General features: G+C 55.3%; 13 protein-coding genes, 1 tRNA gene and 5 pseudogenes. 10 read left to right on the forward strand and 9 right to left on the reverse strand.

Going from position 1 to position 15191, the window contains the following annotated elements; all coding sequences use genetic code 11:
- Nucleotides 1–5 precede the first annotated feature (5 nt).
- From OAN307_RS14795 to OAN307_RS14805, 3 genes are read right to left on the reverse strand one after another with little or no spacing between them, the layout of a single operon-like run.
- Nucleotides 6–494 carry a DUF2948 family protein gene (locus tag OAN307_RS14795; protein ID WP_015500467.1) on the reverse strand — a complete coding sequence of 163 codons (489 nt, stop codon included), beginning with the start codon at nt 492–494 and terminating at the stop codon, nt 6–8.
- The gene (murA, locus tag OAN307_RS14800; protein ID WP_015500468.1) at nt 491–1762 is read right to left on the reverse strand and encodes a UDP-N-acetylglucosamine 1-carboxyvinyltransferase; all 1272 of its coding nucleotides are present in this window, start codon (nt 1760–1762) and stop codon (nt 491–493) included. Before murA ends, OAN307_RS14795 begins: the two co-directional genes overlap by 4 nt.
- A 5-nt stretch (nt 1763–1767) precedes the next feature.
- Nucleotides 1768–1965 carry a hypothetical protein gene (locus tag OAN307_RS14805; RefSeq protein WP_044043825.1) on the reverse strand — a complete coding sequence of 66 codons (198 nt, stop codon included), beginning with the start codon at nt 1963–1965 and terminating at the stop codon, nt 1768–1770.
- An 84-nt stretch (nt 1966–2049) separates the two neighbouring features.
- On the opposite strand from OAN307_RS14805, the gene OAN307_RS14810 reads away from it, so the two are divergent.
- Nucleotides 2050–2124: transfer RNA gene (locus OAN307_RS14810), tRNA-Thr, on the forward strand.
- 78 nt (nt 2125–2202) lie between these two features.
- Nucleotides 2203–2526: a DUF6538 domain-containing protein gene (locus tag OAN307_RS30960; RefSeq protein ID WP_015500469.1), complete on the forward strand. Its 324-nt coding sequence runs from the start codon at nt 2203–2205 to the stop codon at nt 2524–2526.
- A gap of 1 nt (nt 2527) precedes the next feature.
- Here OAN307_RS30960 and OAN307_RS14820 read toward each other — a convergent pair whose 3' ends face one another.
- Together OAN307_RS14820 and OAN307_RS14825 are read right to left on the reverse strand one after the other, a co-directional pair.
- Nucleotides 2528–2812, reverse strand: coding sequence for a glutaredoxin family protein (locus OAN307_RS14820; RefSeq protein WP_245540853.1), 285 nt, complete (start codon nt 2810–2812; stop codon nt 2528–2530).
- Between the two features lie 59 nt (nt 2813–2871).
- Nucleotides 2872–3840, reverse strand: a pseudogene (locus tag OAN307_RS14825) (HAD-IC family P-type ATPase); the annotation flags it as partial.
- 68 nt (nt 3841–3908) lie between these two features.
- On the opposite strand from OAN307_RS14825, the pseudogene OAN307_RS14835 reads away from it, so the two are divergent.
- The 3 genes and pseudogenes from OAN307_RS14835 to OAN307_RS26595 all read left to right on the forward strand — a co-directional run.
- Nucleotides 3909–4852, forward strand: a pseudogene (locus OAN307_RS14835) (IS3 family transposase); the annotation flags it as partial.
- 194 nt (nt 4853–5046) lie between these two features.
- Entirely contained in the window at nt 5047–6099 is a 1053-nt protein-coding gene (locus OAN307_RS14840; protein WP_015498857.1) for an IS110 family RNA-guided transposase, read from the forward strand.
- A 16-nt stretch (nt 6100–6115) separates the two neighbouring features.
- Nucleotides 6116–6301: pseudogene (locus tag OAN307_RS26595) on the forward strand (IS3 family transposase); the annotation flags it as partial.
- Between the two features lie 21 nt (nt 6302–6322).
- Here OAN307_RS26595 and OAN307_RS14845 read toward each other — a convergent pair.
- Nucleotides 6323–7900: pseudogene (locus tag OAN307_RS14845) on the reverse strand (heavy metal translocating P-type ATPase); the annotation flags it as partial.
- 156 nt (nt 7901–8056) lie between these two features.
- On the opposite strand from OAN307_RS14845, the gene OAN307_RS14850 reads away from it, so the two are divergent.
- From OAN307_RS14850 to OAN307_RS14865, 4 genes and pseudogenes are all read left to right on the forward strand, one after another.
- Entirely contained in the window at nt 8057–8254 is a 198-nt protein-coding gene (locus OAN307_RS14850; RefSeq protein ID WP_015500471.1) for a heavy-metal-associated domain-containing protein, read from the forward strand.
- A gap of 98 nt (nt 8255–8352) precedes the next feature.
- Nucleotides 8353–8529 (forward strand): hypothetical protein, encoded by a 177-nt coding sequence (locus OAN307_RS29030; RefSeq protein WP_187292473.1) that lies wholly within the window; start codon nt 8353–8355, stop codon nt 8527–8529.
- A 63-nt stretch (nt 8530–8592) separates the two neighbouring features.
- Nucleotides 8593–9790, forward strand: a pseudogene (locus OAN307_RS28105) (IS3 family transposase).
- Nucleotides 9791–9993: 203 nt separating this feature from the next.
- A complete protein-coding gene (locus OAN307_RS14865; protein WP_015500473.1) occupies nt 9994–10413 on the forward strand; it encodes an antitoxin Xre/MbcA/ParS toxin-binding domain-containing protein in 420 nt (139 codons plus the stop codon).
- Between the two features lie 164 nt (nt 10414–10577).
- On the opposite strand, the gene OAN307_RS14870 is transcribed toward OAN307_RS14865, so the two are convergent.
- Complete coding sequence (locus OAN307_RS14870) at nt 10578–11519, reverse strand: IS1595-like element ISOan10 family transposase (RefSeq protein WP_015498511.1); 942 nt, start codon at nt 11517–11519, stop codon at nt 10578–10580.
- 110 nt (nt 11520–11629) lie between these two features.
- Here OAN307_RS14870 and OAN307_RS14875 point away from each other — a divergent pair, with 110 nt between their 5' ends.
- The gene (locus OAN307_RS14875; RefSeq protein WP_015500474.1) at nt 11630–12889 is read left to right on the forward strand and encodes a hypothetical protein; all 1260 of its coding nucleotides are present in this window, start codon (nt 11630–11632) and stop codon (nt 12887–12889) included.
- A gap of 29 nt (nt 12890–12918) precedes the next feature.
- Here the strand turns inward: OAN307_RS14875 and istB are convergent, their stop codons facing one another.
- Together istB and istA are read right to left on the reverse strand one after the other, a co-directional pair.
- On the reverse strand, nt 12919–13671 hold the full coding sequence (gene istB / locus OAN307_RS14880; protein ID WP_015497935.1) for an IS21-like element helper ATPase IstB: 753 nt from the start codon (nt 13669–13671) through the stop codon (nt 12919–12921).
- Nucleotides 13668–15167, reverse strand: a complete 1500-nt coding sequence (istA, locus tag OAN307_RS14885) for an IS21 family transposase (protein WP_015497934.1) — start codon at nt 15165–15167, stop codon at nt 13668–13670. Before istA ends, istB begins: the two co-directional genes overlap by 4 nt.
- Nucleotides 15168–15191: the final 24 nt, after the last annotated feature.

Raw genomic sequence — 15191 nt, forward strand, 5'->3', positions numbered from 1 at the left:
ACGGTCTAGTCGTCGTGTTTCGGCATCGCCTTTGACGGTGCCAAATAGGGCCGCGTGACGTCCTTTAGAACAACTTCTAGCGCTTCGACATCAATCCGTATCGCACCGTCGCCCGCAAGTGTCAGCACTACGAAACCACCGCCGTCAGTTCCAGCCTCAAACACCATGTTCAGCACCGACAAGACCATATCGCCATCACGCACATCGACGCCACTGGCCTGCACGCGCATCGCGTCCTCAATTACCAGCACAGACTGAACCCGTTCGTAATCGCGCTTCCGGGCCTCTGCCTTGTCGGCATCTTCCCAACGAAACCGGTTCAACAGCAGCGCAAACCGACGTGCTGCGCGATCCCATTTCATTTCAGCTCCCGGAAAAACCGCATCTTGCACAAGGCCCGACAGCACGGCCAGATCCTCGGCATCGTACGCTTTCAGGCGTAAGGGCGCTTCGTTTCCGTCTTCAAAGGTTGCGTCGTTTGCTGAAGTATTCATCGTCCTGCCACCCGCTCAATATCCGCACCAACGCGGCCCAGTTTTTCTGCAACATTTTCATAGCCACGATCGAGATGGTACACGCGGTTCACCTGCGTTTCACCGTTCGCAGCCAACCCTGCAAGGATCAGTGACACCGACGCACGAAGATCTGTCGCCATCACCGGCGCGCCCTTCATTTTGTCGACGCCCGTGACAGTCGCCGTGCCGCCGTGGACTTCGATGTTTGCGCCCATGCGCACCAGTTCCGGCGCGTGCATAAAGCGGTTTTCGAATATCTTTTCTTCCAGCACGGACGTGCCATCAGCAAAGCACAGCATCGCCATCATCTGCGCCTGTAGATCCGTCGGGAAACCCGGGAAGGGTTCGGTCTTAACGTTCACCGCACGCGGGCGGTCGCCGTTCAGCTTAACCTTCAGACCAACCTTGGTTTCCTCAACGCTGACGCCAACTGCGTCAAGTTTTTCTGCAAATGCACCGACCAATTCCATCCGCCCGCCGATACATTCCACCTCTCCACCGGCAATCACTGGCGCCAGCATATAAGTGCCAAGTTCGATGCGGTCCGTTACAACGGGGTGCGTCGCGCCGTGCAAACGATCGACGCCCTGAATGGTGATCGTGGACGTGCCATCGCCATCAATCTGCGCGCCCATTTTGCGCAGGCAAGACGCCAGATCGACAATCTCGGGCTCACGCGCGGCATTATTAATAACGGTTGTGCCTTTAGCCAACGTCGCGGCCATCATGATATTTTCCGTCGCGCCGACGCTGGCGAACGGAAAATCTATCACAGCACCCTTCAGCTTTCCGCCCTCCGCCTTGGCATGCAGATACCCGTTCCTAAGGTCGATCTGCGCGCCCATCTTCGTGAGACCGTCAGTGTGAATATCCATTGGCCGCGCACCAATGGCGCACCCCCCCGGGAGCGATACAATCGCGTGACCTTCGCGTGCCAACAAAGGCCCCAAGACCAAATTTGAGGCCCGCATCTTGCGCACGATGTCGTAATCAGCGGTCGTGTTGATCGACCCATGGCATGACATCGTCTGCACCTTACCGTCTTGGAGCGACGAAATCTCAGCGCCCAGCGATTCCAGCAACACAGTCATGGTCTTAATGTCGGACAAACGTGGCGTGTTGGTCAGCGTCAGCGGTTCATCGCTTAACAATGTCGCAGGCATGAGCGCCAATGCTGCGTTCTTTGCGCCTGCAATTTCGATCTGGCCTGACAGCGCTTTGCCGCCTCGTACAACGATGGAATCCATGCCTGTTATTCTTTCTGATGTGGCGCAGTCGCACCGGGCTGATGTGGCGCAGTCGCAGCGGGTTCTTGTGCGGCTTGCTCATCCGCTTGTTTTGTCGCCTTGGCACGCGCTTGTGCCTTACGCCGTCCAAGGTTTGCTTTCAACGCGGCCTTTAAGCGATCTTCGCGTGTTTGGGCCGGTTTGGGGTTCGATTTACTGCTCATACCGCTTGTTACCTGATGCCGCAAAAACCGTCCAGAGAGGGCTTGCAGATTACATGTTTTGCGTCTACTCCGCGCTCATCGGTCGCTGCTGTAGCTCACTGGCAGAGCACTCCCTTGGTAAGGGAGAGGTCGAGAGTTCGATTCTCTCCAGCAGCACCAGATTAACCCCTTGATAACAAATAAAACCCTTGCAATCTTGGCCCTAGGGCCGCTTGATGGTTACAAACTGAGCTGGCTATGGCCGGGAAAGTCAGGCATTTAGTCAATCGCTCAGGGCGCTTCCACGCACGGTTAGTTGTGCCAAAAGATTTGCGTGCCATCGTTGGCAAAAGTGAATTGCGCTTACCTTTGGGTGGCGATTACCACCGAGCCCTCAAACTTTTACCTAGTGCAGTCACACAGCTTCAACTTCAAATAGGTGAAGCTGAGCACAAGTCAGGCCAAGTTTCTGATGTTCCTCGCTACCCTATGATGGCGGACCAGATGGCAGTGGCGCATTATAACCGCCGCTTGGCGTTTGCTTGCTTGATGGGGCGGGTTTTACGTCGGTTTGCGCCATGATTCACACCCTTTCCCGAAGCGCCGCTTCGATCTCGGGTTTCTGCTTTGTAAAAGGGCCATAGGCGAACCAACCGTCTCCGACGGTGATCGGTGCGACCCGCACGCCGTAGCGTGCCATAGCGTCCTCCATGATGGCCTGATCGGTCAGGTCGCGCTCGTCGTAGGGGATGCCCTCGCGATCGAGCCATGCCTTGAGGGCGTGGCAATCCGGGCAGGTCGGCGTCATATAGATTGTTAAGTCGATGGCTAAGTCTGCATCAGTTCCGAAGACCATGATGTCCTCCATTGGATTTGTTGGGCAGGCTCCGGGCCGGATAGGACCCGGAGCCTGATTTTCTTTCGCGCTTACTCTGCGGCGGCAAGATGCGGCTGTTGCACAGCTTCACTCTCGGGAGCCACATCGCCTTGCATCGGGGCCTTGAAACGGCGCAATCGCAGCGCATTGCCCAGCACGAACACGCTGGAGAGTGCCATGGCACCCGCTGCGAAGATCGGCGACAGCAACAGGCCAAAGGAGGGATAGAGCGCGCCCGCCGCCACCGGGATCAGAGCCGTGTTGTAGGCGAAGCCCCAGAACAGGTTCTGCTTGATGTTGCGGATCGTCGCCTGACTGATCGCGATCGCGTTCGGCACACCTTTCAGGCTGCCCGACATCAGAACCACATCGGCCGCTTCGATGGCCACATCGGTGCCGGTGCCGATGGCAAGGCCGACGTCGGCCTGGGCCAGCGCGGGCGCATCGTTGATGCCGTCGCCCACGAAAGCCAGTCGGCCATACTTGGCTTTCAGGCGCTTCACCGCGTCCACCTTGCCGTCAGGCAGCACCTCAGCCACGATCTCGTCGATGCCAAGACGTAGGGCGATGGCCTCCGCCGTGCGGCGGTTGTCGCCGGTGATCATCACGACCTTCAGCCCCAGATCATTCAGCGCTTTGATCGCCTCGGGCGTCGTCTCCTTGATGGGATCGGCGACCGCCACGATGGCGGCAAGCTTTCCGTCGATCGCCACGTAAAGCGGGGTCTTGCCTTCGTCGCCGAGCCGGTTGGCGGTTTCTCTGAACAGCGCCGTATCGAGGCCGATCTTGGCCATGAAGCGGTCGGCACCAATCTCGACACGTACGCCTTCGACTTTGGCTCCGACGCCGAACCCGGTCACAGAATCGAACCCCGTCACTTTCGGCAGATCGAGCCCTTCGGCCTTGGCCGCTTCGACGATGGCCCGTGCGATGGGATGCTCGGACTGAACTTCGACGGCCGCGATCCTGGCAAGAACGTCTTTCCGGTCGAAACCTTCGGCCAGATCAAGATCGGTCAGCGGTTTGGTCTTGTCACGGTTTAGTTCCCGTCTCTTTCGAGCAATGTTTGCTATGAAGGAGATAGAGAATGGCAAAGAGATACACAGATGAGTTTCGGCGTGATGCGGTGCGCATGGCGACGACGAGTGGGTTAACGCGGCCTCAACTTTCATCAGATTTAGGGGTTGGGCTTTCGACGCTGAACAAATGGGTTCAACAGCATCAACACGATGACCTGATGTCAGGACCGCATCAAGACGTTGAGAAGGAGAACACGCGGCTTCGCAAGGAAGTCCGTCTGCTGCGCGAGGAGAGGGAAGTGTTAAAAAAGGCGGCGATCTTCTTTGCAGGCCAAAGCCGGTGAGGTTTGCTTTCATCGACGTCTGGAAAGAAGAATGGCCAGTTGAGTTTCTGTGCCGCGTTATGCGGGTCACATCACGTGGTTTCCGCGCGTGGCGGGTTCGCCCGATGAGCCAGCGACAACGAGATGATATGGTGATCCTAGCTCATATCCGTGAACAGCATCGCTTAAGCCTGCAAAGCTATGGGCGGCCTCGGATGACCGAGGAACTGCAAGAATTGGGATTGAAGGTGGGCCATCGTAGGGTCGGACGTCTGATGGGCGAGAATGGCATCAAGATCATCAGAACCCAGAAGTACAAGGCGACAACGGACAGCAACCACACGTTCAACATCGCACCAAATCTGTTGGATCAAGATTTCTCAGCGACTGGCCCCAATCAGAAATGGGCTGGCGACATCAGCTACATCTGGACAAGTGAGGGCTGGCTGTATCTTGCCGTCATCCTTGACCTGTATTCTCGCCGCGTCATCGGCTGGGCTGTCAGTAACCGCATGAAGAAGGATCTGGCAATCCGGGCGTTAGATATGGCCGTTGCTTTGCGCCAACCACCGGAGGATTGCATTCACCATACGGATCGTGGTTCGCAATATTGCTCAAATGAGTATCAGAAGCGCCTGTCCAAGCACGGCTTCAAGATCTCGATGAGCGGCAAGGGAAATTGTTATGATTGTGAGTATGGTATTGCGGCTTGATGGCCTGACCCATGTTACGATTGACTGCGTGTCATTGTATTGACGTGTCGACCGTCAAGTCGCCCCGGCGACGGGTGAGATGTGACCTCATAGGAGCATGACGGGGACGCCCCATCACAGTCCTGTCCTCTCAGAATGTTGCCTGGGCATTCTCAACCTAAGGGGACAACATGAAGATCAGACATCCAATTATCATCGGCATCGATACGCATAAGGCAACACATGTTGCTGTCGCGATTGATACGCAAGGCACCCGCCTAGCAGCACTTTCCATCCCTGCGAACTCAAAGGGATATCTGGAACTGGAACGCTGGTCTTGTGGCCTGGGTCATGTCCAAGCTTTTGGAATCGAAGGGACGGGCTCTTACGGTGCCGGTCTATCGCGCTGCTTGCTTGCACAAGGGCACCATGTTGTTGAGGTTACGAGACCCAATCGCCAGCTGCGCTATACTCAAGGCAAGACCGACAGCCTCGACGCAGAAGGTGCCGCTCGGTCAGTTTTATCTGGACAGGCAAATTCCCGCCCTAAAACCCAAACGGGATCGTCGGAGATGATCAGGCATCTGAAGATAGCCCGTGACACGGCTGTTAAGTCACGTTCACAGGCGATGGTGACCCTGAAAACACTGATCATCAATGCACCAGCTGATCTGCGTGAAGTACTGGATCAGATCAAAGGTAAGATCGGATTGATCCGGCATATCGCGGCCTTCAGACCCGGTGATATACTTAATACATTAGCTTCTGCCAAAGCAGCCATGCGAGCTTTGGCACGACGGTGGCTATTGCTACATGAAGAGATTCTGGGTCACGATAAAGAACTGGAGCGACTTGTCATCAAACGCGCTCCGGACCTGATGCAATCCCACGGAATTGCGACAATGACAGTCGCAGAGATGCTAATCCTCGTTGGCGATGATCCCACGCGCATCCGATCTGAGGCTGCATTTGCCAAACTCTGTGGCGTTTGTCCCATCCCTGCATCAAGTGGGAAAACGCACCGTTTCCGTCTCAACAGAGGAGGAAACAGACAAGCCAACGCTGCGCTCTACCGTGTCGCCATCGTCAGGATGCGCAGCCACGAACCGACGCTTGCTTATGTCAAAAAACGTACGAAAGATGGCAAAAGCAAAAGCGAAATCATTCGATGCCTGAAGCGTTACATCGTCCGGGAGATTTACAGCCAACTCTGCGTGCCACAAACCATCAAAATTGCTGCTTGACGAATATAGGAGCTTCAACTCTATGGTTGAGACGTTCTTTAAATCCATCAAGGCTGAGCTGATCTGGCGTAACCGATGGGATACACGCCGTCAGGCAGAAGGTGCTATATTCCAGTATATCAACGGATTTTATAATCCAAGGCGCAGGCACTCGTCGCTAGGTGGTAAAAGCCCCTTGGCATTTGAACGAAAGGCCGCATAAAAGAGTTCAGAGACCGGAACGTAAGCGTGACAAGTCCAGTTTGCCTTCGGTAAGGGTGCCTGTCTTGTCGAGTGCCACGACCTTCGCCTCTTTCAGAAGCTGCAAGGCTTCGCCTCTGCGGAAGAGCACGCCCATCTCAGCTCCGCGCCCGGTGCCCACCATGATCGAGGTCGGCGTGGCGAGGCCCATGGCGCAGGGGCATGCGATGATCAGGACGGCCACCGCGTTGACCAGACCGAAGGTGAGCGCGGGTTCGGGCCCCCAGATCATCCAGACGATGAAGGTCGCCGTGGCTGCCAGCATGACAGCGGGCACGAACCACATCGTCACCTTGTCGACCACGGCCTGGATCGGCAGTTTCGATCCCTGCGCTTCCTCGACCATGCGGATGATCTGCGCAAGCATCGTATTGGCCCCAACGGCGGTCGCCTCGAAAGCCAGCGCACCAGTCTGGTTGACCGTACCGCCAACCACTTCAGCGCCTTTCGATTTTTGGACAGGAACCGGCTCGCCGGTGATCATGGACTCGTCGATATAGCTCTTGCCTTCGATCACCGCGCCGTCGACCGGCACCCGCTCGCCGGGCCGCACCTCGATGATATCGCCGGGGGCGACGTCGGCGACGGCGACCTCGGTGGTCTGGCCTTCACGGCGCACGCGCGCCATCTTGGGCTGGAGGCCGACGAGGCGCTTGATTGCCTCCGACGTGCGGCCCTTGGCGCGCGCTTCGAGATACCGGCCGAGCAGGATCAGAGTGACGATGACGACGGCCGCCTCGAAATAGACGTTCACCGTACCGGCGGGCAGCAGGGACGGCGCGAAGGTCGCCACGACCGAATAGAGGAACGCGGCGGACGTGCCGACCGCGACAAGGCTGTTCATGTCCGGCGCGCCGCGCAGCAGCATCGGAAAGCCGTGGGTGTAGAAGCGGATCCCCGGAATGGCGAGTACCAGCAGCGTGAAGCCGAACTGGATGTACCAGTTAGCCTGCAGGCCGATCGTGTTCATGATCAGCTCATGCATGCCAGGAATGAGGTGGCTGCCCATCTCCAGAACGAAAACAGGAACCGTCAATGCGGCCGCCAGGGTCAGGTCGCGCTTGAGTGCGGCTTCCTCTGCATCTTTGCGGGCCGCCGTTTCGGCATGTTCGTCGCCGCTCCGGTCGATGGGCTTTGCGTCATAGCCGGTCTTCGCGACCGCCTCGATCAACGCCGCCAGGTCCGCGTCCCCCGTCACGTGGGCTCGCTCGGTCGCCAGGTTGACTGTGGCGGTGGCCACGCCGGGCACCGCCTTCAGCGCCTTTTCCACCCGGCCGACGCAGGAGGCGCAGGTCATGCCGCTGATCGCCAGGTCGATCGAGCCGGTCGGAACATCGTACCCGACGCCTCGAACCGCGGCCGCCAGCACGTCGCGCGCGACCGGGGCAGACAGCGTTATCTCGGCCTTCTCCGTTGCCAGATTCACGTTTGCGCTGACGACGCCGGGCACGGCTTTCAACGCCGCCTCGACACGGCCGACGCAAGAGGCGCAGGTCATCCCTTCGATTGGCAAATACACCTTATCCTGATCTTGCGAATGCGTTCTTACCGGTGCGTTCATCACCATCTCCTTTTTTCGAATCTATCACTCACAAATGAAGATGGGACTTCCAGCGATGGTAAGGCCAAGGGAAAGATAATAATTTTTTTGCCTCTTGACCTTCCAACGGTGGGAGACCCCATTTGGCTATGCATGAGCTAAACCAAGTAGATTCTCATGCAGTTTCACATCAAAAACATGTCCTGCGGCGGCTGCGCGAAAAGCGTGATCGCTGAAATTCGTTCCGTGGATGCCAAGGCCGATATCGCGACCGATCCGCCGAACCGGAAGGTCGTGGTGACGTCAAATGCGTCGCGCGCCGAATTAGAAGCCGTGCTTGAAGAAGCAGGCTATCCCGCCGCGTCCGCAGCCTGAACGGAGAGATGCGCCCTGAACGAGGATGGAAAACCTCCAAAACTTCGTTCCTTCAAGCGGGAAGCAAAACTGAATTGACTGAAACGAAAGGAAAAGCCATGAAACTGATTACAACGACGAGCCTCGCCTTGAGCCTGTTCACAAGCATCGCAGCTGCGGACAATTCCACTCGCGCGGACGACCTGAGGCTTAATACCTCTAAGACCGCAGCCCAGCAATATGCTGTCGGCGAGCAAGAGGCTTTAGTACAGGAACGGTCAACAAAATATAATTGAAGTGGTCCGGCAAAACTGGACAGCGTGCTAAGATGTATCCAACACGAACGAATGGATGCGAGGATGACAAAGCGACGGAACTTTTCAGACAACTTTAAAGCTACTGTGGCGCTTGAGGCGCTGCGCGGTGACAAGACGGTTCAGGAGATTGCGGCCAAGCGGCAGCTCCACCCAACCCAGGTGAGCACATGGAAACGACAGGCGATCGAAGGCATGGCCGGGTTTTTTACCGACAAGGTCAAAAAGGCTGAGAACAAGGCCGGTGAGATTAAAGAGCTGCACGCCAAGATTGGTCAGTTAGCGGTGGAGAACGTTTTTTTGTCACAAGGGCTGAAGACAGGTTATTTCGCTAAAGCGAATTCACCGGGGTGAGCCCATCAAAACGCCGCGAGATGGTCCGCAAAGAGAACACAAAACTGAGCCTGACGCGCCAGTGTAAGCTGCTCAAGATCAGCCGTTCGTCGATCTATTACACACCAGTTGGGGTGAATGCTGAGACGCTTAAGCTGATGCATGAGATTGATCGGATATTTACGAAATATCCATTCTTTGGCAGCCGACAGATAGCAGCCTATTTGCCCCAGTCAGGGTTCTCTGCGGGTCGGCATCGTGTTCGTCGCATGATGAACATCATGCCTTGTGCCCGGCAGGCGATGCAAAGCATCGCTGAGAGGGGGTTGTAGGCCATCTACAAGGGGCCGAACACCAGCAAGAAGCACCCACAGCACCGCATTTATCCATACCTGCTGAGAAAGTTGGCAATCACCCGACCCAATCAGGTCTGGTGCAGCGACATCACCTACATACCCGTCAAGAATGGTTTTTTGTATCTGGTGGCGATCATGGACTGGGCAACGCGAAAAGTGCTGACTTGGCGGCTCTCAAATACGCTGGATGCTAGCTTCTGTGTTGAGGCGCTGGAGGAGGCTATCGCCCGATACGGCAAGCCAGAGATCACGAACACGTCCAGGGCAGCCAATACACTGGCGCGGGTTGGATCACAAATTTGACCGAAGCCAACATCAAAATATCAATGGACGGACGCGGCCGCTATCTCGACAATATCTTCATCGAACGTCTGTGGCGATCCCTGAAGCAGGAGGCCGTTTACTTGCATGAAATCACCGATGGGTTCCAAGCAAAACGGATCATCGATACATGGATTGGGTTCTACAACTCAGAACGCCCTCACACGGCCCTTGATAAGCGAACACCGGACATCGCATACTTTGGCCATGCGGAGATACGAAAAGCGGCATGAACATAAATCAGATGCATCTTAGCCAAGCCACATACCTGTCCTGAAAAGCAGGGCCACTTCACTAGTGCCCAATCCTCATAGTTTTCCACAAAGTGAATACCTCAGAAATCGGCGCCACGCACAAGCTTTCCGTCGCATCTAAGCCCGGCTTGTTGTGATACATTGGCATTGCTGTTAGCGGGTCGCGCAAAAGGAGAATGACAATGAATGGCAAACTCACACGCGCAACAGATATCAATCGAGTTTCAGAGCTTTTAGGGTTACCTGAAGAAATCAATGACACAGTTTCACTGAGTGCCCAAGTTTCAGAGGGACTTCCTACCGCATCCGTAGAGAAAATTTTAGAGGTACTAAATTCACAGCCGGAGCTAAACCTCATCTCAGAACGGGCCTTTCGTCGAGCGAAAACCGAAAAGATCCCTTTAAGTCCAGTGAAAAGTCAGGTTCTATATGATTTTGCGCGGGCATACGTGGTTGCAGACAGAGTTTACCACGGCAACGGTGCGCTGGTGATGCGGTTTCTCGAGAAACCTAACCCGGACCTTGGTGGCGCAGCTCCAATGGCATTAGCAATTACCAGTCCCGCTGGCGCTGATGCCGTGATCGAACTACTTAATAGTTAACCGAGAACCCCAAATGTCGGTTAAAGGCTTATCCCTTTTAGTCCGGTTGCCCCACATGTTGACGCGGCGCAGAACCTCGCCCTTGTGGCTTGAGAGGCGGATCGGATCAGTTTGTAACATCTGGTGGGTTTATGGGGCGTGGCTTTTGCCGTGAACAAGGGCCTTCAGGCGCGCTGTTCAACAAAATCACGATATGTCGCTGGGCCAATACCAACACCGATCCCCAGCAGCGTGTCGAAGGCGCTTCGCATGTGTCGCCGTCGGTTCCAGCGGAACACAAATTCGTCGAGATAGCGTTGCAGATGGCATTTTCTGAGGCCGTGGAAGACGCCTTTTGCCCACGTTTTTAGGTTGGAGAACACGCGGTGGACCCAGTGGAGTATGTCATGTGCCTTCTTGCCGCTGACGACCTTCGCCTCATGCGTGTTTGCAGGGGGATTTTCGTAACCTAGCCAGCCATCCGTGATGACGTGAGCGCCAGGCTCTACAGCCTGACCAATGAACCCGTGTAGCGTCTTTGATGCGCCGTCGGGAATGTGTTTCATCCTGATACGGCGCGGATGTCCGTCTCTTGATAACTCGACGGCGCAGACGACAAACATCTTTCCGACCGGGCTCCGCCCACCCTTTGGCCGGTCCTCGGGATCATGCCGGGACCGGAACGGAATCTCTGTTTCATCGATCTCGACAAGGTCTTTCAGGGGGTTGCGGTCAGGGTTGACCATCGACCGCCGCAGCTTTTGCAAGAGGAGCCACGCCGTCTTGTAGCTGCCAAGGCCAAGTTGCGCCTGAAGTTGCAGCGCTGACATGCCGTTGGAATGGCTGGTGATGATGTGCGCGGCAAGAAACCAAATTCGCAACGGCAAATGGCTGCTGTGCATCACCGTGCCAGCCGTCACGGATGTCTGCCGTGCGCAACCGGCACATTCCCAAGTCGCGCGATTTCGCTTTAACGGCCAGCCCTTGCAGGTGCCACAGGAAGGACACACAAAGCCCTCAGGCCAACGATGTTCCGCCAGATAATGCGAACACGCTTCCTCATCAGAAAACCTGGCGTCGAACGCCGGGCGGGACATGGGTTTGTCGTTTTTCCATCTGGCTGGCATGGGTAGAACAATACAAGAACATTGTAGATTGGCAAGCCGCTTCACACTACATCAGGTGCCGCCGGAGCAAAGGGGATAAGCCTTTACTAGGTCTTTGAGTTGAGTAGTTAATGCCCCCAGAAAAAACTCCCGTTGGGGATACGGCTAGAGAAGCCATCGATTCCCTTCGGGGTTACGTGTATCAAGTCTATCAATCAGCCCTTGCTTGGACTGAATTGAAAGAGGATGAGTTTCTTTTTCTGGAGGTGGCCGAGGACTATGCCGTTGCGGCAAAAAATGCGCTGCAAGCCGTTCAAGTTAAGGATACTGCTGCACGCGTTACCATAAACTCGGATGATATTGTCGCTAGCATTGACAGCTTTGTCGAATTGCAGGCTAACAACCCGAGTTTGAAGGTCACACTACGTCACCTTACGACCTCCACTATTGGAAAAGAGAAGAAACTTCACGAACGAGTGGGCGATTTGCCTACTTTGGACGCGTGGCGGGACTTAGCAAGATCAGGGGATCTGACTGAGCTGCGTCGAGTGCTAGGGAACTCTAAGCTTTCCAAAAAGACGAAAGACTTCGTCGATAACCTTGATGACAATAGCCTTCGTGAAAAGTTACTCAAAAGAATTCACTTTGATTGTGGAGCCACTGAAACTCGCTTTCTGGCTCGGCAAGTTAATTCGAGAATTTCAAAGTTTCTGTTGGATAGAGGTGGAGTGCACTCGCAAGCGCAAGCATGCACAGCCAATATACTGTTAGCCATCTTAAAGCTTTCTACAAACCCCAATCGTGATGAACGCTTCATAGACCGAAATGGCCTAGAAGAGCTTTTGGAGAAGGCCACACACGTGACCCTAAACAAGGCTCAATTCGACGTGCAGAACCAACTAATGGCGAGAGCCTTGTCAGCATCGGTGCCCTCGCAGACCGAACTTTCAAACGCTCAACTTGTCCGGCCTAGCCCCGTGTCGGAAACACCCCTGCCAAAGGCTCTCGCAGATAGAACCGAGGCCCTTCAAAAACTTCGACAAACATTAGAGACCTTGGGGGTTTGCTGGATTTCCGGTGCTGCTGGGATGGGAAAGACAGTCGCAGCGCGTGTTCTTGCACATAGCAATGGGGGCGATTGGGCCAGTATAAATTTGAGAGGCCAGTCTCGTGAACAGGTCGCACAGGTCTTGTTTCAGTCAGCAGACTCATTGAGGGACTTCGGCCTTAAGGGCTTGATCATCGATGATCTCGGTTGGTGTCAATCGCAGAGTAAAATGGGACCTCTGTCGCGGGGTAAGAAGGGGCCATTTCGGGTGATGTTTGTGTGGCGCTTTGGTGGGCGTGCTTGTCATATAGCTAACGCGCGCCAAAGCGCATGTTGGCCCTAGGGCCACCATTGTTCTGATCTGGATGGGGCTTACTTTTGTTTGTTACGGCTGTGTTTGAGCCTGTAGCTTTCGCCGTTCATCTCAAGAATGTGGACGTGGTGGGTCAAACGGTCCAGTAACGCGCCTGTCAGGCGCTCAGAGCCAAAGACCTCGGTCCATTCATCGAAGGGCAGGTTCGAGGTTATGATGATGGACCCGCGTTCGTAGCATTGGGATATGACTTCAAAGAGCAATTCCGCGCCCGATTTGCTGAGGGGCACAAAGCCCAGTTCGTCAATGATCAACAGGTTCTGGCTTGTCAGATGTTTTTGAAGGCGCTGCAATCTCCGCTCATCTTGGGCTTCAATCAGGTCATGGACCAATGCTGCCGCCGTTGTGAAGCGAACCTTCAGTCCCCTCTGACACGCAGCCAACCCAAGTCCCAAAGCGATGTGCGTCTTGCCCGTGCCTGAGGGGCCAAGGGCGATGATATTCTCCCTGCGATCCACGTAGTCGCAACGCGCCAGATCCATCGTCAGCGGCTTGTTCAAGCTGGGCATGATCTTGAAGTCAAAGCTGTCCAAGCTTTTGGTGCTGGGGAACTTCGCCGCTTTGATCCGACGTTCAATCATCCGCCGTTCACGGTCGATCAACTCCATCTCACACAAGCGCGCCAAGTAGTGGATGTGGTCTTTGTTCTCTGCAGCACAGAGCTGCGCCTGTTTGGCATACTCGCCTTGGAACGTTGGCAGTCGCAGTTGTTTAAGATGATGCCGCAGAAGGATCTGAGGGGCTTCAGTCATGCCGCCGTCCTCCCCATCAGGCTCATGTAACTGGACGGGCGTGTTGTGCCGACATTGGCCTTGGGCAAGTAGGGATAGAAGTCCAAATCCAATCGCGGTGGCCGCTTCTCAACTCTGCACAGCACAAGATGTTTTACAGCGTCATACCCAATCGCGCCCAGATCAATGGCATGCTGGATCGCACCCTGCACAACATCCATTTCGAACGTCTCCAACAGACGAAGGACCTGAACATATTCCCGCTTGCCCGGCTTACCCATTCTGGCTTCAAGCAGCCGGTGCAGCGTGGCAAATACATCTGGCAAATTCCAACCCTGCAAAGGCGCGGCCTGATCCAAGGCACCCACCTTTTGTTCAAGCAGGGGCAAAAAGTGCAACGGGTCAAAGATCATATCCGCTGATGTGTAGGATCGTTTGTGCCGCGCAATAATCTCGTTGCCGCAGCCGATGATAACCTCATGCACAAACCCACGCACGTGAACGTCGTGGTGCGCATAGGCTACTGGCACCGAGTAATCATTGCTGCGATAGCGCACCATTGAGATTGACGTGGCCCGCGTGCTGACGTGATCGCAGGCTTCATATTCTGCGATGGGCAATCCCATCAGAGCATCCAAATCCGACATCAGGCGTGCGCCTATAGTTTGGGTGTGACCCCGCAACGTATCGCCCTGACGTGCTAAACACTTCTCTTCCAAATGTGTGTTCAGATCATCAAAGCTGTCATAACGAGGTGCGGGAACCATGAAGTTGCGGCGGGTGTATCCAACCATGCCCTCAACGTTGCCTTTATCGTTCCCTCGCGCGGGTCTGCCAAACTTGTCATCAAACAAGTAATGCGACTGCAGCTCCGTAAACCGACGTGTGCGGATGCGCGTTCTGTCCCCGAGTATCCGAGCCACGGCGATCTTGGTATTGTCGTAGAGAATGGATTGCGGAATGCCGCCAAAGAAAGCAAAGGCCGAGACATGGCCATCACAAAACGCCTCGGTTGTCTCAGCTGGATACCCCTTCACAAATACAGCATCAGAATGCGGCAGGCTCATCACGAAGAAGTGGATCTTACATTCTACGCCGCCAATCACGCCAAGGGTCTCGCCAAAATCGACCTGTGCATGGCCCGGACGATGCGACAGTGGCACAAACACCTCTTTGGTGCGCCGCTTTTGCTCCCGAACGTAATAAGTCACCGTCGTCAGGCTGCCAGCATACCGATGTTCGTCGCGCAGGCGTTCAAAAATACGCTTCGCTGTATGCCGCTGCTTTTTGATCAGGGCCTTATCTGTGCGCAGGATCTTGTCGATAACACCGACATAATCATCAAGCGTTGGGCGACGTGGCGCTTCTGAACGGCGGTAACCAGGTGGCAGTGCATGACGCAGCATCTTCGCGATCGTCTTACGGTCCTTGTTAAAATATCGAGCCGCTTCTCGGGCTGACATACCGTCCTTCAAACAAGCGCGGCGCACACGATTATAAATATCCACAGAATACATCTCCCGCCCTCCGAATAAACGAAG

The organism is Octadecabacter antarcticus 307, assembly GCF_000155675.2.
Classification (GTDB): Bacteria; Pseudomonadota; Alphaproteobacteria; order Rhodobacterales; family Rhodobacteraceae; genus Octadecabacter; species Octadecabacter antarcticus.